The following is a 15,728-nucleotide window of genomic DNA, read 5'->3' on the forward strand; positions in this document are numbered from 1 at the left end:
CCCTTGTTTTGTCTTCAGTACAATAGTATCCTCGTTGTAGCGTATCATTTTAAATTCATTTCCGCCGATACTGAATGCACTATCCAGATCAGAGTAAGACCAAGTTCCTCTGTGAAGAGTGGGTGCGTGAATTGATACAGCTTCCGACAGACCGTCGTCTCCAATTTGAAAATTACGGAAGGAGTACGTGCTGAAGAAAAACTCTTGGGAAACAGAAAACTGGGTGCAAAAACTGAACAGTGCATTTGATTCAGTTTCTGGACGGGAATGGTGGATCCAGCAACTCCTCTCTCTTACTAGTAGAGCTTTAAGCCCTCTTTCTTGCTTTTGACAAGCAAGAAAAAGCCCTATTAGGCTTAACCACGAAAGGTTAATTTTCATGCTGTATTGTGCTTGAGTAGAAGGTGATAGCGATCAAGATAGTCATTCAATAAAGGCCAGCGCTTATTGACCTCCAAGCGATGAAACGATAGCGTGATGGTGTATCAGGTATTACTAACTGTTCCAGAATCACAAGACCTTACAGCCTTCGTAACGTTTTCCGAACTGCAGTTTGGATGATGTGACAGCGTCTTATTAGGTCCGATAACGCCGGCTTATAGCGGGGAATGCGCACCTGGCTAATCAGCCTATTCTCATTCGACTAAACACGTAACCGTGCTAAGTCGAACAGCTGTTGGTGCCATGCGTGTGTTGAGCCCTCTGGCAGTAAACGTGCATTATCCTACTACTCAGGAGACATCATCAGGGCGCTGGTATTCCGCGGTCAGGAAGACGGCTTGCGGTATCGAGTTCCCTGCCGCTCGTGTGCGGCTCGCGCAATTCATCACCTGTTTTTGACCACTCGTCAACTTTCTACTAACCGGCTCCTTTGCGTCGGTAGGTTTGCCTCGTCGAACTACGGTTTGGATTCTGATGCCCGCATCGGTTGATGCAGGGCTGCCACCCCATTGTTGTGCGATGCTTAGCGAATACACCTGGAGCCAGTTCTGCCTGTTTGTGTTGGCCTTGGTCATCCTCTACTACCTGGTGGTTGGCCTGCTCTACTACCGCGAGGAACTTACACTCTTGCTTACCCCCGGCAGAAAAGGGGGGAGGGGACAGCTCGTCGGAGCCTCCGCCGGTGGCGCTGCCCCGCCCGCGCTCGTGCGACCTACCTCCGCCTTTGGGCAGGCCACGCCTGGTGCCAGTTACCCCGCAGCTGCGGAAGTAGCGACCGAACTTGAATCGCCCGAAGTCGGTGCCGCCGAGAACCTACCCAATGCTACGGAGCCTGTCGTGGAAGGAGCGCTGCCCCGCTCCACCGCAACGGATACTGGGCAGGACGAGAGCCCCAGCGAGGAGCCCATCCTGAATACCGTTGTCGGCGCGGCCCCGGAAGAAACGCAAGTGCAGGATGAAACCCTGGTAAAAGTAGCCGACGAACGGCTGGCGGCTTTTGTCCGGCGTGAAGCCCAAGCCGCGCCGGCGCAACCCGTAGAAGCGGTGCCGGCTCCGGAAACGCCTGCAGGGGCCTCTTCCGGGCCCACCGGGGACGCTCTAAAGCTTGATGCTTTTCAGGTGGTCGAAGTACCAGCCGGCTACGAACCGCTGGCCTCGTTCGACGAGCCCGTGGCCTCGCCCCTGGACATCATCACCGCGGAGCCCACCCCGCAGCTGGTCGCCGCCGATTCCGTCACGGAGTACATCGCCTTGCTGCAGGCCGGGCAGAATCCCGAGATGCCCGCGGCCATGCACGGCTCTTGCCTGGCCGAGCAGATGGCTCAGCACCTGGAACAATACAACGCGGAGCTGGCCACCCTGTTCGGCGCCGACGAAATCTGACGGAGCCGAGCTGCTCCTACCCATCGCAACCTCACTCCCTTTCTGCCGCTATGATCAACAAGCGTTTTTTCACTGCCCTGGCCCTGTTGGGTTTACTGCTTACCTCGCAGCTGCTTTACGCCCAGGGCGGCAATGGCACGGCCGGCATCCAGGATGCAACCACGCAGGTAACAAGCTACTTTGAGCCGCTTACCCGGCTCATGTACGCCATTGGGGCGGTGCTGGGCCTGGTGGGCGCCATCAAGGTGTACAGCAAGTGGAACTCCGGTGACCAGGACACGCAAAAGACGGCGGTGTCGTGGTTTGGCTCCATGATCTTCCTGGTTATTGTGGCTACCGTGGTCCGCGCGTTTTTCCTTTAAACCGCCGGTATGCCCGTCTACGAGCTGAACCGGGGCATCAACAAGCCCGTGGAGTTCAAAGGCCTGGTGGGAAGCAACATCTACTTCCTCGTGGCCGGCATCGCCCTGGTGTTTGTCCTGTTCGTGACCTGCTACCTGCTAGGCGTTCCGCTGCTGCTGACGGTGCTGCTCAGCTTCGCGGCGGGCGGCGGGATGTGGGCCGGGGTGTTTGCGCTGAACCGCCGCTACGGCGAGCACGGCCTGAGCAAGGCCGCGGCGCGGCGTTCCTCACCGAAGTACCTCACCAATCGCCGCAGCCGCCTGTTCCAACACCTAAACGAGGATTCGACCGGACGCGCCTGGCCGCGCCGGACGTGCCTGCTGCCGTATGAGCGCTAAAGTTCTGCCTTTCGCCTCCCTGGAATCCAAGCAGCCCATCTACAAGGTGGAGAAGGATTGCCTTATCTCGAAGAACGCGGACGTGACCGTGGCTTTCCGGCTACAGCTGCCGGAAATCTTTACCCTTTCGCGGGAAGACTACGCGCAGCTGCAGGCCGCCTTTGTCAAGGCCGTGCGCCTGCTGCCGGACCACTGCGTCGTGCACAAGCAGGACTGGTACGTGGAAGACCGGTATGCCCCGGGCTTCGAGGCCGAGCGCACGCTGCTGTCGGCTTCCTACGAGCGCCACTTCCACGAGCGGCCTTTCCTCAACCACTGCTGCTACCTGTTCATCACCAAGTGCTCGTCCGAGCGCCCCAACTGGGGCAGCACCTCGGGGCTGCTGGCCCGGCGCCACATCGTGCCCCGGGAGATGCTCGACCCCAAGGTGCTTGAAGCATTCCTTGATAGCGTAGGTCAGTTTGTGCGCACGCTGGAAGCAGTAGGACCCACCAACGCACCCTTTATCAAGGCGCACCGGCTGACCTCCGACGAGCTGGCGGGCACGGAGCACGCGGCCGGCCTGCTGGAAAAGTATCTGTCGCTGGACTTATCGGACCAGGCCCGGCAAGTGGACCTGGACCTGAGCCAGGGGCTGAAAGTAGGAGCGGAGCTCTGCAACCTGTTCTCGGTGGCCAACCTGGACGATCTGCCCACCTCGGTGGAAACCGACATCCGCTACGAGCCCTACAGCACCGAGCACTCCGATTTTCCCATCTCCTTCGCCGCGCCCCTGGGGCTGCTGCTGGGCTGCAATCACATCCTGAACCAATATGTGTTCCTGGATAACACCGCCCAAACGGTGAAGACCTTCGAGCAGAAAAAAGACCGGCTCACCTCCCTCGCGCTCTACTCGCGGCAGAACGCCATCAACGTCGAGTACTACCACGCTTACCTCAACGAGCTCATTGCCCACAAGCGTCGCCCGGTGCGGGTGCACTGCAACGTGCTCACCTGGAGCCCCAGCGAAGACGCGCTGGCGGAAGTGCGCAAGCTGGTGAGCGCGGCCTTCAACGCGATGAACTGCAAGCCGCGGCACAACACCGTGGACATTGCCGCGCTCTACTGGGGCGGTATTCCGGGCAACGCCGGCGACTTTCCCAGCGAGGAAACCTTCTACACCTTCGTCGAGCAGGCCGTCTGCTTCTGGGCCTCGGAAACCAACTACCGCTCCACGGGGGCTACCAAGGGCATCAAGCTCTCCGACCGCCTCACCGGCAAGCCCGTGCTGGTGGACCTCTCCGACGAGCCTATGAAGCGGCAGATCATCTTCAACCGCAACAAGTTCGTGCTCGGCCCCTCGGGCTCGGGCAAGTCGTTTTTCACCAACCACATGGTGCGCCAGTACTACGAGCAGGGCGCCCATGTGCTGCTGGTGGACACCGGCAACTCCTACAAGGGCCTCTGCGAGCTGGTCGGAGGGGTCTATTTCACCTACGAGGAGGACCACCCGATTGCCTTCAACCCCTTCCTGATTTCCGGCAAGCTGGACGTGGAGAAAAAGGAAAGCATCAAAACGCTGCTGCAGGCGCTCTGGAAAAAGGACGACGAAAGCGTCAGCCAGTCCGAGTACGTGTCGCTTTCCACGGCCGTGAGTTTGTATTACGTGATGCTCGAAGCCAACCCGGCTATCAAGCCCGGTTTCAACACGTTCTACGAGTTTGTCAAGGGCACTTACCGCAAGGTCCTGGAAGAGGAAAAGGTGCGCGAGAAGGACTTCGACATCGACAACTTCCTCTACGTGCTCGGGCCCTACTACCGCGGCGGCGAGTACGACTACCTGCTCAACTCGGACAAGGAGCTGGACCTGGTGCAGGCGCCCTTCATTGTCTTTGAGCTCGACAACATCAAGGACCACCCCATCCTGTTTCCGGTGGTGACGCTGATCATCATGGAGACCTTTATCTCCAAGATGCGCAAGCTGAAGGGCATCCGCAAGATGATCCTGATCGAGGAGGCCTGGAAGGCGCTGACCACGCCTGGCATGGCGGCCTACATCAAGTACCTGTTCAAGACGGTGCGCAAGTTCTTCGGCGAGGCCATTGTGGTGACGCAGGAAATCGACGACATCATCGGCAACGAGATTGTCAAAGACGCCATCATCAACAACTCCGACTGCAAGATCCTGCTGGACCAGCGCAAGTTCCTCAGCCGCTTCGAGGAGATCCAGCAGCTGCTCTCGCTCACGCCCAAGGAAAAGGACCTGGTGCTCTCCATCAACCGCGACAACAAGCCCGCGCGGGGCCGCTACACCGAGGTGTTCATCAGCCTGGGCGGGGTCGTGTCGAAGGTGTACGCCATCGAGGTGTCAAAGGAGGAATATGTGACTTATACCACGGAGGAAACGGAGAAGGTGCGGCTGTTCGAGAAGCTGCGCCAGACCGGCGACATGCCTACAGCCATCAAGCAGTACGCGGCCGAGCTGCGGGCAGGCTAAGCCATTTGACTTCAACAAAAGGGAAAAAATATGCACAAGACCTTGCTTCCCCTGAGCGTGCTGGCGCTGCTCAGCAGCTGCGGCGTTGATGCTACCACCTCCGCCTCGCCTGAGCAAGCTGCTTCCGCTCTCAGCGCATCGACTGCTGTTTCGCCTGAGGTAGCCGCGGCGGTAGCCCTGGCCGATAGCCTGTCGGCGCTACCCAAAGCAGAGCCGGCCGATAAAGCCGCGGCGCGCAAATACGCCGAGTTCGTAACGGCCTGGCAGGGCAGTGCCCTGGACGTGTCGGTCAAGGATCACCCGGTCGTGCGTAGCGGCTGGGCACGGTACCGCTACGTGTTGCGGACGGTAATTCGCTCGCGCGGCATGCCGCGGGTCAAACCCGAAGATGTTAAGACCTGGAATGGTCTTACTGGCCGCTGTGAATCAATGGCTGCCATGCTGCTGTCCCTCACGAAAGAGCCCAATGTAACGGCCACCCAAGCCATGCCAACTCTCATGGGCTTTGAGGGAGGCACTGGCCAAGCACGATTTGCGGCTGAGCGGCACATGAAGTACCTGCAGCATCCCGAAACCCGGAATCAATAAGCACCGCTCGCAATGCGAGAACCCCATGAACAAGAAGATCATTTTCGTCGGATTGGCACTGCTGGGGCTGACTACTACCCGGGCATCGGCCCAACTCGTGGTGTCCGCGCCCCTGCTGGAAGGGCAAAGCGCGGTGCAGACCGGCCTGCAAAAAACCATGAAAGGGTTGGAAGCGGCCGCCAACAAGCTCGTGGCCTTCGGCGTGAAGGAGCAGGAGCTGACCAAGACCTTCGCCCGCAAGAACCTGGAGCAGCACAAAGCGTGGTACGAGGGGCTGCTGAAGGTGAGCGCCGCCGTGCGCGACTACCGCCGGGTGCGCTCCATCTACGCCAAGCAAACCCAGATCATCCAGCAGTACTCTGCCGCCATCAACGTCCTGCGCACCTCGCCCTACATCAGCCCCCAGCAGCTCACGGAGATGACCAGCATGTACGCCAAACTGCTGGCCGAGGGCGCCAACACCGTGGCCGACCTGCGCACGGTTACAAGCCCGGCCATGCTCAAGATGACTGATGCGGATCGCCTGGAGTTCATTGACCAGCTGGACGCCAAAATCACGGACCATCTGGGGCTGGTGAGCTACTTCACCCGGCGCAACATGATGCTGCTCCAGTCAGCCAAGCAGGTGGAGCAGGACCGCCAGACCCTTTTATCGTTCATGGGCGCCCGCGCCCGGTAACCCCCCTGCTTCGATGAAAACCAGCTGCACCCTCGCGCTGCTGAGCCTGTTGGGGCTGGCGACGCAGCGGGCCCTCGCCCAAGCCGTTATTTCGGCCCCCATCGCCGAAGGAATCTCGCGCAAGCAGATTTTCCACCAGGGAGTCTCGGCCACCCTGAAGGGCAGAGCCAAGGAGCTGGCCAGTGACGTCAAGAAGCTCAGCACGGCCATCAAGGGCATCACCGATCAAACCCAGGCCCTGCACGCGCAGTGGTACAGTGGATTGCGGCAGATCAGCACCGGGGTGCGCAACTACCGCCGGGTGCGGGAGATCTACGATGCCCAAAGCGCCATGATTACGCAGTTTTCCTGCGGCGTAGCCGAGCTGCGCACACGCGGGCTTACGCCCGCGCAAGTCACGGAGGCTTCCGCCATGTACCAGGCGCTGCTGCAGGAAAACATTGCGCTGATCGCCGAGCTGACGACCGTCATGACCACCAACCGGGCGCAGATGACCGACGCGCAGCGCATCAGGTTCATCAACCGCATTGCCGACCAGATGCAGCAGCAGCAGCACCTGATGATCTATTACACGGGCAAGTGCCGGGCCGTGGCTTATCAGCAGCAGCAGGCCCGGCAGGACCGGGCCTCGGTCCTGGCCCTCATCGGCGCCGGCAATACCACCCGCTAGCATTTCTTCCGCCCCTCCTTCCCCGCCGTTATGGACCTGAATTCGATTACCATGCAGATGCTCCAGATGGAGCAGATGCTGGGCCGGCTCTATGACTCGATGCTGCCGCTGGTGGCGCAATTCCTTACCCTGGGCCGCGCCGTGGGCGGTATTGCCGCGCTTGTTTTCATCAGCTCCCGCGTGTGGGGCCACATCGCCCGGGCCGAGCCCATCGATATGTACCCGCTGCTGCGCCCGTTTCTGATTGGCCTGGCCATTCTGCTCTTCCCGCAGCTGCTCGGTGGCCTGCGGGGTATCACGGGGGCACTGGCTTCGAGCACCGATTCCGTGCGCACCGATCAAACGGCCCGCATCGATGCGCTGCAGCAGCAGAAACGAGAGTTGCTAGCCCGCCAGCCGGGCAACGAACACTTTGCTACGGACGAAGCCTACGAGAAGCGCTTAGAAGAACTGGGAGGGCCAACTGGTCTTAACAACCTCGGCCAGCAGGCGGCCTTGGGCTTTGACAAGCTGAAATACGAAGTCAAGCAGGACTTCCGGGAATGGATGAAGAACACCCTGGAGCTCTTCCACATCGCCGCCCGCCTGCTCGTCAACGTGCTGGCCACCTTCCTGCTCATCGTTCTTTCAGTACTCGGCCCGCTGACGTTTGGCATCGCCATTTTCCCGGGCTTCACCGGCTCCATCGCCAAGTGGCTGGGCCAGTTCATCACCATCAGCCTGTGGGTACCGGTGGCCAACATCTTCGGGGCCATCATGGGGCAGTTTCAGGTGATGATGCTCGAGTCCGACATCGGCCGCCTGAACACCGGGGCAGGCGTCGACTCGGCCGACTTTGGCTACCTGGTTTTTCTCTGCATCGCCATTGCCGGCTACCTAGTAATTCCCTTCATCACCGACATGATGCTTGCGGCCTCGGGCGTCAGCGGCGTAGCCCGGGCCATGCAGGGCGCGCTGATCGGCACCGCGGCCACCGCGGGCGCCATAGCCGGCACGGCCGGTCGGATGGGGCCAGCCGGGGTAGCCGGAGCCGTCAGCACGGGGACGGGCTACCTGAGCCGCGGCGAGCAGTTCGGCCACCGCGCCGGCACCGCCATCCGGGAACGGGTATTCGGCCGGCGCTCCTCGTAGCCCTGCCTCTTCTATTCACCAGCTTCTTCCATCCATGTTTGCCTCCCTTAAAACCATCAACACGGCGTTTCAGCAGATCAAAGCCCTGGCCTTAATTGTCATCCTGGCCGCGCTGCTTTTGGCGGGCACCGTGGCCTACTTCGCCTTTCAGCATTCGCGCGCGGCGGCCCAGACCATCTACGTGCTGGAAAACGGGCAGCTGCTCACCGCCGGCGCCCGCGATGCCCGGGCCAACCGCCCGGTTGAAGCGCGCAGCCACGTGGCCCGCTTCCACGAATTGTTCTTCACCCTGGACCCCGACCCGAAAGCCATCGACGGCAACGTGAACAAGGCCTTGTACCTGGCCGACAACTCGGCCAAGCGTCAGTACCAGAACTTCAAAGAGAAGGGCTTCTACAACGACCTGATTGCCGCCAACATCAGCCTCGAAATGACCGTGGACAGCGTGGTGATCACCGCTCAGCGGCCCATCGTGGCCCGCTGCTACGGGCACCAGCGCGTGATTCGGGCTACCTCCGTCACCACCCGCGACTTTGTCTCCGAATGCACCCTGCGGGACGTCACGCGCTCGGAAAACAACCCGCACGGCTTTCTGATCGAGAACTGGCGCGTGCTGCGCAACACGGACCTGAGCACGCTGCCCCGCTAACGCCCCTCTCCACGCATGGCCACCAAACCACTTGATCCGCAGTTTATCCGCACCCGCAAGCTGGCCACCTTCCTGCCGGTGGTGGGCGTCCCCTTTCTGGCGGTAATGTTCTACCTGGGCGGGGGCGGACAGGGCCAGCCGGCCGAAGCGCAGCCCGTCGCAACCGGCTTTAACACCACCCTGCCCACGGCGGAAGAAACCCGCATCACCGCGAGCAAACTCGAAGCGTACGCCACCCCGGTGGATTCGCTGCGCAACCGCGGCCTGGTGGATGCGCGCCCGGATACCAGCCCGCCCACGGGCCTGTCCTACGCCATCGGCGCCGACGGGCGGCCAGGCCCCAACGGCTCGGTTGACCAGGCCGTAGTCGAGGCCCAGCAGCAGCTCATCGCCGCCCAGCAGGCCCAGCTCAACTCCGGTGCGCCGGCGGACGCGGCCGCGAATCCAGCGGGCGCCCTGACGCCCCAGGAGCAGCTAGCGCTCATGCGCAGCCAGCACGAGCGGGAGCTGGCTGAGAAAGACGCGCAGCTGCAAATGGCGCAGCTGCTGGCCCAAAGCGGGAGCAGCGGTGGGGGAGGAGCACCCCGACCCGCGGCGCCGCGGGTAGCCGCTGCGAAAAAGAAAGCCAAAACCAGGGCGCACGTGGTGGACGAGGATGCAGTGGTCTCCCGCTTAGGAGCTGCTGGTGCCAGCCGAAAGCGCACGGCCTCGTTTCTGGGGCTGGACGACGGCCGCCCGGCCTCCGAAGACGCCAACACGCTGCCGGCCGTGATTCACGAATCGCAGGAAGTCGTCAGCGGCTCGCTGGTAAAAATGCGCCTGACGGAAACGGCCGTTGTCAACGGCCATACCCTGCCGGCCAACACCTTCATCCACGGCAAGTGCAGCCTTTCGGGCGAGCGGCTTAGCATCGCCATTGAAACCCTGAAAGCCGGTAACCGGGTCTTTCCGGCCGCGCTGGAAGTCTACGACGTGGACGGGCTGGAAGGCCTGCACATCCCGGGTGCCATCACGCGCGACGCGGCCAAGCAAGCCGGCGCCGACGGACTCAACGCCGCCGACGCCATGACCATGAGCGCCGACCCCACGCTGGCCGCGGCCGGGGTCGCCGTGACAGCCGTGAAGGGGCTGGGGCAGAAGAAGCTCCGCCTGGTGAAAGTGCGCCTGAAAGCCGGCTACCAGCTCCTGTTGAAGATTGCTAAATAAGCTCCCGATGAGAATTGCCTTTTCCCTTGCGCTGACGATTGGCCTGGCGGCTCCCGCACTGGCGCAATCCCCGACTACCCTGGCCAGCGCCAGGCCGGTGGCCGGCAGGGATGCCAGGTCCAGGCTCCCGACCTATTCCCTTTTTGTCTCGGATCAGAAAACGACGCACCTGGTCTTTCCAGCGCCCGTGACCTACGTGGACCTAGGCAGCGCCGGGCTGATTGCCGCCAAGGCCACCGGCTCTGAAAACATTGTGCGGGTGAAAGCCGCCGGCGCGGGCTTCGGGGAAACCAACCTGACCGTGCTCACGGCCGGGGGCACGTTGTATTCCTTTGTCGTGAACTACCAGCGCAACCCGCGCCTGCTGGGCCTCGACCTGGGCACGGCCCACGAAGGCGCTGCCGGCAAGCTGCCGGTGCTCCCGCTCTACGTCAGCGACCAGAAAACCACCCACCTGGTGTTTCCCTACCCGGTTACCTACGTCGATTTGGGCAACAGCGGCATTCTGGCGGCCAAGGCCACGGGCGCGGAGAACATCGTGCGCGTGAAAGCGGCCGGTAAGGGCCTGGCCGAAACCAACATGACCGTGCTCACCTCCGGGGGCAAGCTGTACCAATTCCTGGTCAACTACCAGCACGACCCCAAGGTGCTCAGCCTGGATCTGGGCGCGGCTTCGGCTTCGACCAATGCCGGTGCGGGGGAAGCCATCCTGTCGAATACGCCCATTCCCCAGGGCAACCTGGACGCTTATTCCAAACGGGCCCTGGCCCGCGGCGGTATGGCAGCCAGCGAAAGCAAAAATCAGCTGAGGGCGCGCGTGGGCCGCGTCGGCTACCAACACGAAACGTTGTTTTTCCCGCTCCACCTGGCCAACCGGTCCAACGTGAGCTACGACGTGGATTTCGTGAAATTCTACATCCAGGACAAGCGGGTCGCCAAGCGCACGGCCGAGCAGGCCATTGAGCTTGCCCCTACCTACGTGTATAATGGCACCCTGAAAAAGATCGAGGCCGACGGCCAGCTGGAGCAGGTATTCGTGTTCAGTAAGTTCACCATCCCGGATCAGAAAAACCTCCTTGTTGAGGTGTACGAGAAAGGCGGCGGGCGCCACCTCAAGCTCAAGCTCAGCAACTCGGATTTGCTTAGAGCCCGCTCGTTTAACTAGCCGGGCGACGTACCAAACCGGAACCGGCCGGGTTTTTTACTGACAGGCGGCCACGACGTCGCGCAACCGGGTTTCGACGATGTACTTCCGGTCTTCGCCGGAGCCGTAGGGCAGCTGGCAGTCGATGGCTTCCCGGAGCTCAGGGTGCAGCAGCAGTTGGTTGATTTCCGCGGCCAGGTAGGCGCGCACGGCGGCCGTGGCGGCGCCGGTCTCCGCGGCCAGCTCCACGCGGTTGTCCACCACGTACACGATGTCTTCCAGATCGTTGCTCAGGCGGATGTCGCTCATCCCGCGGTTGCGCAGGGCCGCCAGCTTCGTGGCGACGAAGTACACCGCCGGCATGATCCGAATGGTCGTTCCGTCCGGCAAGCCGTAGGGAATGGCGTGGGCAAAACCTTCGGGATACCACGGGTTGGAGAAGCCCAGGATGTTGTCTTCACCCACGGGCATCACGTCCACGGTGAGCCCGGCCACGCGCCAGCGGCATATGACGTTTGAGGACTGGTCGTGGCGAAAGCCCAGAGCGCGCAGCTCCTCTTCCAACTGGTAGTAAGCCATGCGGGGTATTACCTCAATGATGCAGTCCACGTCGATAGTGGGGCGCGACTCGGCGGCGCGGGGCACAGTGCTGTAAAGCCCGGCGGTGCTGCCGCCCACAAAGACCACCCGCTCCCGCAAGGGCCCCAGGGCACGGGCCACGGCCTGCAGCGCGGCCAGGTTGGCTTGGTTAGGCATGGGCAGGCAACATAAACGCTCGCAACAAGTCCCCGGCCAGCTTGCGCTCCCGTGCTCGTCCCACGCGCAAGGCATCGGTAAGCGCCAGCAGTTCGTACAGTTGGGGGTCGGCATTGGCGGCTTGGGGCACCCCGGGGTACAGGGGCTCGACGGCGCTGCCCCAGCTGTCGCTGGCCGCGTCGGGCCATACGTAGAGCTGCTCGGCAACGACCTGGTGGTTGAGGGGTGCAGCGCTGTGGGCCGTCGGCATGCCGCGCACCAAGGGGCCGGGCTGGGTTGGGAACACCACCGGCAGCCCGTAGAGCAGGAATTCTAGGAAGGTCCGCCTTGCCACCCGCCGGTCTTTGCCCTCCAGCAGGCGGGCGTACTGGCACCGCTTCAGGCTAAAGGATATTTCGGCTGGGCTCAGCTGCAATGCCTGCGCTAGGTCTTTGCTTTGCCAGGAAGTATTTTCCAGCAAAAGTACCTTGAGCAGAAGTACGACATCCTGGGGCCGCATCCCGTTGTGCTGGCGCATGGATTGCGTTCGTTGATTTACGATTTGCAATTTGCAAATCGTAAATCAAATACCCAAATGTAGGGCGAATGCCTGTTAGGACGATCTTCCAAACTGGTTATTACAAAAGTGTATTGCAATTTTCTCCATCGGGAAAACTTGAAATACTAATAAAGCTTATTGTGAAGCATTAGCAGCACTTAATTCCATCCTAGTGGCAAAATTAGTGGCATTACCAGGCTTCCATGTCTCCGTGCATATAAGTCTCGTGATGTACAGCAGTTGACATAAATGGACGTGATGACATAGGCTACCGTTTCGCTGAACTCAGCTAGGGTATTTAAGCTCGTACTCAATCAGGTCATAGGCCACGCCCAGTTTCTCAGCGGCGGCTTCATCGGAGCACTGGCTAAAGGCAGCCAGCAGTTTGTCCCGTACGGCCTGGGACGTGACCCAGGCCCTAAAGTGTTGGCTCAGTGGGACCGACGCCAAGAAGGGGCCATTAAAGTACTGGTTTTGAAAAATGGCGCGGCTGTGCTCGAAGACTTCGTCGCTCAATAGCCCCCACGCCACGGGGCTCGGGCTGGCTTCCCACCGCTGCAGCAACTCGTCAAAGCGCGGGTAAATGCCAGCCAAGGCCACGAAGTAGTCGCGGAACTGCCACGCCTGACTTTCACTGACCAACATTACGCCCCACAAGGCCAAGAAGTACTGCTCGACGGCCGCGATTTCCGTCGCCGGCCACGCGCGCCAGCGGCCGTAGTCGAGTTTGCCAAAGACCACGAATTCCTCGTAGGGGGCCCGAAACTCAGCGGTCAGTTCAAAGAGCCGGGGCAAAAAGTGCTTGAAATCCTCGACGGTGCCCCAGGTGGTCATGGCCTTACCCGCGTACCGGCCCAGGTCGTCCTCGGTCAGTTCTCGCAGGGGGCGGTGGGTGACCTGTTCTTTGTTGGCCGATGACACGCAACAGGGGCAGCCCTCGAGCGAGGAGAGCGGGTAGCCACCGAACGCCCGATACAAGCCCTCCACTGCTTGCTGCAGTACGTCAAGGGGGACAGGGGTAAGTTTAGACATGGGCGATGTGAGGCAGATAACAGGTAAACTTACGTTGCCTCAACTATTGATTTATCCCTCGTTTAACGGACACCAGAGCCCTCAATGAAAATGGCGCGGTAAGGGTCGTTTTGCAGGGGTGTTTTCGACATCGTTTTACTGACCCTTTTTTAGCGCACCCTTGACTGGATCCGCAACATCGTTGCCTTAACGAAGGCGATGAAGGCTTCAACAATAAGGACTGATAAGGTTTACTTATCGTTCCTTATCTTGTACCCAAGAAAAGCGCCGGTTTTCGGCGACTTACTCCTATATTATATAGCTACCGTGAGCAACCTGCCCGCCGCCCCGTCCGCGCCCGCCCCGCAAGTACCCGCGCACCTGCTCGAGTCCTCTCACCGCTACGTCGAGTCCGGCCTGCGCGGGGCGGCCAACACCGTGCGCGCCTACGCCGGCGATTGGAAGCGTTTCACCGCTTGGTGCGATCAGCACGGGCTCGCGTCGCTGCCGGCACCGGTTGAGGCGCTGGTGGGCTTTTTGGCGGAGCTGGCCGACGCGGGGAAAAAGTTTGCTACTATTCAGCGGCATGCGGCGGCCATTGCTAAAGCGCACGAACTGGCCGGACTGGACTCGCCCACAGCGGATAAGAAAATCAAGGTGTTGCTCAAGGGCATTGCCCGCGAAAAGAAAACCCGGCAAAAGCAGGCGCCGGCGTTTTCGCTGGCCTCGTTCAAGCGCACGATTAAGAGCATCGACGTGAGCACGCCCGCCGGATTGCGCAATCGAGCCTTGCTGCTGCTGGGCTTTACCGGGGCGTTCCGCCGCTCCGAGCTTGAGGCGCTGAATATTGAAGACCTAGCCTTTGACGAAGAAGGCTTGGTAGTCACGTTGGGGCAAAGCAAAACCAACCAGGAAGGCCAAGCTGAAGAAAAGGCTATTTTCTACTCCCCTGATTCAGCATTGTGCCCAATTCGATCGCTGCAGGCTTGGCTACGCGTTCTGGGGCGCACCAAGGGGCCTGTATTCGTGTCGCTTCGGAAGAACAATCAGGTTACTACGCGGCGAATGACTACAAAGTATACGAACCTAATTGTGCAGCAATACTTGGGGCCGCAGTTCACGGCCCACTCGCTCCGGGCCTCGTTTGTCACGGTGTCCAAACTTAACGGCGCTGACGACTCTAAGGTCATGAACCAAACCAAGCACAAGACGAGCGCGATGATCCGGCGCTACACCCGTCTAGACAATGTACGGCAGCATAATTCGGCGAAAGAACTTGGATTATAATGTGCTTGTTCGCTGCCAGAAACATACTTTTGCTCCTCTCAAATTAGTGGATTCCGCGCCATACGTCTAACCCGCCCAATTATCCCTCTCTCAATTCAATTATGAACCGACATCTATCCACCTTCCTATTCAGCTTGCTGCTCGTCGTAGGTGCTGCCTGCAAGAAAAAAGACCCCGAACCTTCGCTGGAAGGCACTTGGGCCCTGACGAAAAGCACCCACACTCAGTTTACAAACGGCCAAATCACCAGCGTAAGAGATGGGTTTATGCGGCCTGGCGCTTACATAAAGATTTTTGGCTCCACCATTGAATATGGCCATGACCAACTCGTCGGAGGAGCTCCTAACACCACACAGTATTCCTTCGTCCGCAAAGCTGACACCTTGTTGATCACGTCCGCCGGTTCTCCTAGTCTCACAATTCGGAAAGCAATTGTGGAACTCACACCCACTGCTTTGCAGCTCCGCGGCACGAGCGTAGGACCTAACGCAGACCGGCATGAAGATGAAGACACCTACGCGCGGCGGTAACTGAGTACAGATCAACTATTCATCCAGCTGCTGGAGATGCCGCTGAAGAAGTAATCCATGAATCGACATCTTCACACTTTCCTCCTTGGCCTGCTGCTCATCGTGGCTGCGGCCTGCTCCAAGAAGAAAGACCCTACGCCTTCGGTTGATGTAGAAGGCCGCTGGAACCTGGTGCGCAACACCCAAGTGGAACTGGCCAGCGGCACCCCCACCACCATCTGGGAAGAGCCGATTCCACCCGGGCAAAACTACAGCGAGGTAACGGCCACCGAGTGGAAATCCTACAACCACTGGTTCCGCCCCACACTGGTTGTACCTTACACCTACCGGCTGCAGGGCGACACGCTCTACAAGACGCTGGTGGACAATCCCCGCGTCATCATCAAAATGCTTGTGCTGGAGCACACGGCCACCAAGCTGCACGTGCGGAACGTGACAGGGCCCTACCCGCTCCCGTCGTTGTTGTACGAGCATCACTACACCCTCTAACGCACAATCC

General features: G+C 60.4%; 17 protein-coding genes. 14 read left to right on the top strand and 3 right to left on the bottom strand.

Features of this window, described 5'->3' with window-relative positions; all coding sequences use genetic code 11:
• Window positions 1-960 precede the first annotated feature (960 nt).
• The 11 genes from AC5FXY_RS17160 to traN are packed head-to-tail and all read left to right on the top strand — an operon-like array spanning window position 961 to window position 11,128.
• Complete coding sequence (locus tag AC5FXY_RS17160) at window positions 961-1,824, top strand: hypothetical protein (RefSeq protein WP_493557934.1); 864 nt, start codon at window positions 961-963, stop codon at window positions 1,822-1,824.
• Window positions 1,825-1,874: 50 nt separating this feature from the next.
• Complete coding sequence (locus tag AC5FXY_RS17165) at window positions 1,875-2,186, top strand: DUF4134 domain-containing protein (RefSeq protein WP_493557935.1); 312 nt, start codon at window positions 1,875-1,877, stop codon at window positions 2,184-2,186.
• Window positions 2,187-2,195: 9 nt separating this feature from the next.
• Window positions 2,196-2,564 (top strand): DUF4133 domain-containing protein, encoded by a 369-nt coding sequence (locus tag AC5FXY_RS17170; protein ID WP_493557936.1) that lies wholly within the window; start codon window positions 2,196-2,198, stop codon window positions 2,562-2,564.
• Window positions 2,554-5,040 carry a TraG family conjugative transposon ATPase gene (locus AC5FXY_RS17175; RefSeq protein WP_493557937.1) on the top strand — a complete coding sequence of 829 codons (2,487 nt, stop codon included), beginning with the start codon at window positions 2,554-2,556 and terminating at the stop codon, window positions 5,038-5,040. The genes AC5FXY_RS17170 and AC5FXY_RS17175 overlap by 11 nt, the downstream gene beginning before the upstream one ends.
• A 30-nt stretch (window positions 5,041-5,070) precedes the next feature.
• Window positions 5,071-5,628, top strand: coding sequence for a hypothetical protein (locus AC5FXY_RS17180; RefSeq protein WP_493557938.1), 558 nt, complete (start codon window positions 5,071-5,073; stop codon window positions 5,626-5,628).
• A 25-nt stretch (window positions 5,629-5,653) separates the two neighbouring features.
• Window positions 5,654-6,307, top strand: coding sequence for a hypothetical protein (locus AC5FXY_RS17185; RefSeq protein WP_493557939.1), 654 nt, complete (start codon window positions 5,654-5,656; stop codon window positions 6,305-6,307).
• Between the two features lie 13 nt (window positions 6,308-6,320).
• Window positions 6,321-6,977: a hypothetical protein gene (locus AC5FXY_RS17190; RefSeq protein ID WP_493557940.1), complete on the top strand. Its 657-nt coding sequence runs from the start codon at window positions 6,321-6,323 to the stop codon at window positions 6,975-6,977.
• A 30-nt stretch (window positions 6,978-7,007) separates the two neighbouring features.
• Window positions 7,008-8,108, top strand: coding sequence for a TraJ family protein (locus AC5FXY_RS17195; RefSeq protein WP_493557941.1), 1,101 nt, complete (start codon window positions 7,008-7,010; stop codon window positions 8,106-8,108).
• Between the two features lie 34 nt (window positions 8,109-8,142).
• The gene (gene traK, locus AC5FXY_RS17200) at window positions 8,143-8,757 is read left to right on the top strand and encodes a conjugative transposon protein TraK (RefSeq protein ID WP_493557942.1); all 615 of its coding nucleotides are present in this window, start codon (window positions 8,143-8,145) and stop codon (window positions 8,755-8,757) included.
• 15 nt (window positions 8,758-8,772) lie between these two features.
• Complete coding sequence (gene traM / locus AC5FXY_RS17205) at window positions 8,773-9,963, top strand: conjugative transposon protein TraM (protein WP_493557943.1); 1,191 nt, start codon at window positions 8,773-8,775, stop codon at window positions 9,961-9,963.
• 7 nt (window positions 9,964-9,970) lie between these two features.
• Window positions 9,971-11,128: a conjugative transposon protein TraN gene (traN, locus tag AC5FXY_RS17210; protein WP_493557944.1), complete on the top strand. Its 1,158-nt coding sequence runs from the start codon at window positions 9,971-9,973 to the stop codon at window positions 11,126-11,128.
• 36 nt (window positions 11,129-11,164) lie between these two features.
• Here traN and AC5FXY_RS17215 read toward each other — a convergent pair whose 3' ends face one another.
• The 3 genes from AC5FXY_RS17215 to AC5FXY_RS17225 all read right to left on the bottom strand — a co-directional run bounded on the left by AC5FXY_RS17215 (window position 11,165) and on the right by AC5FXY_RS17225 (window position 13,433).
• Window positions 11,165-11,863 carry a hypothetical protein gene (locus AC5FXY_RS17215; RefSeq protein WP_493557945.1) on the bottom strand — a complete coding sequence of 233 codons (699 nt, stop codon included), beginning with the start codon at window positions 11,861-11,863 and terminating at the stop codon, window positions 11,165-11,167.
• The gene (locus AC5FXY_RS17220; protein ID WP_493557946.1) at window positions 11,856-12,380 is read right to left on the bottom strand and encodes a hypothetical protein; all 525 of its coding nucleotides are present in this window, start codon (window positions 12,378-12,380) and stop codon (window positions 11,856-11,858) included. The genes AC5FXY_RS17215 and AC5FXY_RS17220 overlap by 8 nt, the downstream gene beginning before the upstream one ends.
• A 306-nt stretch (window positions 12,381-12,686) precedes the next feature.
• Window positions 12,687-13,433: an HAD family hydrolase gene (locus tag AC5FXY_RS17225; protein WP_493557947.1), complete on the bottom strand. Its 747-nt coding sequence runs from the start codon at window positions 13,431-13,433 to the stop codon at window positions 12,687-12,689.
• Window positions 13,434-13,850: 417 nt separating this feature from the next.
• On the opposite strand from AC5FXY_RS17225, the gene AC5FXY_RS17230 reads away from it, so the two are divergent.
• From AC5FXY_RS17230 to AC5FXY_RS17240, 3 genes are all read left to right on the top strand, one after another.
• A complete protein-coding gene (locus tag AC5FXY_RS17230; RefSeq protein ID WP_493557948.1) occupies window positions 13,851-14,699 on the top strand; it encodes a tyrosine-type recombinase/integrase in 849 nt (282 codons plus the stop codon).
• Window positions 14,700-14,800: 101 nt separating this feature from the next.
• On the top strand, window positions 14,801-15,229 hold the full coding sequence (locus AC5FXY_RS17235) for a hypothetical protein (RefSeq protein WP_493557949.1): 429 nt from the start codon (window positions 14,801-14,803) through the stop codon (window positions 15,227-15,229).
• 57 nt (window positions 15,230-15,286) lie between these two features.
• Complete coding sequence (locus tag AC5FXY_RS17240; protein ID WP_493557950.1) at window positions 15,287-15,718, top strand: hypothetical protein; 432 nt, start codon at window positions 15,287-15,289, stop codon at window positions 15,716-15,718.
• Window positions 15,719-15,728 lie beyond the last annotated feature (10 nt).

This window comes from Hymenobacter sp. FMD4 (genome assembly GCF_058932745.1).

Excerpts from the sequence above, each read along its gene's own strand:
- AC5FXY_RS17160 (WP_493557934.1), top strand. The coding sequence starts at position 961 with ATGCTTAGCGAATACACCTGGAGCCAGTTCTGCCTGTTTGTGTTGGCC.
- AC5FXY_RS17165 (WP_493557935.1), top strand. The coding sequence starts at position 1,875 with ATGATCAACAAGCGTTTTTTCACTGCCCTGGCCCTGTTGGGTTTACTG.
- AC5FXY_RS17170 (WP_493557936.1), top strand. The coding sequence starts at position 2,196 with ATGCCCGTCTACGAGCTGAACCGGGGCATCAACAAGCCCGTGGAGTTC.
- AC5FXY_RS17175 (WP_493557937.1), top strand. The coding sequence starts at position 2,554 with ATGAGCGCTAAAGTTCTGCCTTTCGCCTCCCTGGAATCCAAGCAGCCC.
- AC5FXY_RS17180 (WP_493557938.1), top strand. The coding sequence starts at position 5,071 with ATGCACAAGACCTTGCTTCCCCTGAGCGTGCTGGCGCTGCTCAGCAGC.
- AC5FXY_RS17185 (WP_493557939.1), top strand. The coding sequence starts at position 5,654 with ATGAACAAGAAGATCATTTTCGTCGGATTGGCACTGCTGGGGCTGACT.
- AC5FXY_RS17190 (WP_493557940.1), top strand. The coding sequence starts at position 6,321 with ATGAAAACCAGCTGCACCCTCGCGCTGCTGAGCCTGTTGGGGCTGGCG.
- AC5FXY_RS17195 (WP_493557941.1), top strand. The coding sequence starts at position 7,008 with ATGGACCTGAATTCGATTACCATGCAGATGCTCCAGATGGAGCAGATG.
- traK (WP_493557942.1), top strand. The coding sequence starts at position 8,143 with ATGTTTGCCTCCCTTAAAACCATCAACACGGCGTTTCAGCAGATCAAA.
- traM (WP_493557943.1), top strand. The coding sequence starts at position 8,773 with ATGGCCACCAAACCACTTGATCCGCAGTTTATCCGCACCCGCAAGCTG.
- traN (WP_493557944.1), top strand. The coding sequence starts at position 9,971 with ATGAGAATTGCCTTTTCCCTTGCGCTGACGATTGGCCTGGCGGCTCCC.
- AC5FXY_RS17215 (WP_493557945.1), bottom strand. The coding sequence starts at position 11,863 with ATGCCTAACCAAGCCAACCTGGCCGCGCTGCAGGCCGTGGCCCGTGCC.
- AC5FXY_RS17220 (WP_493557946.1), bottom strand. The coding sequence starts at position 12,380 with ATGCGCCAGCACAACGGGATGCGGCCCCAGGATGTCGTACTTCTGCTC.
- AC5FXY_RS17225 (WP_493557947.1), bottom strand. The coding sequence starts at position 13,433 with ATGTCTAAACTTACCCCTGTCCCCCTTGACGTACTGCAGCAAGCAGTG.
- AC5FXY_RS17235 (WP_493557949.1), top strand. The coding sequence starts at position 14,801 with ATGAACCGACATCTATCCACCTTCCTATTCAGCTTGCTGCTCGTCGTA.
- AC5FXY_RS17240 (WP_493557950.1), top strand. The coding sequence starts at position 15,287 with ATGAATCGACATCTTCACACTTTCCTCCTTGGCCTGCTGCTCATCGTG.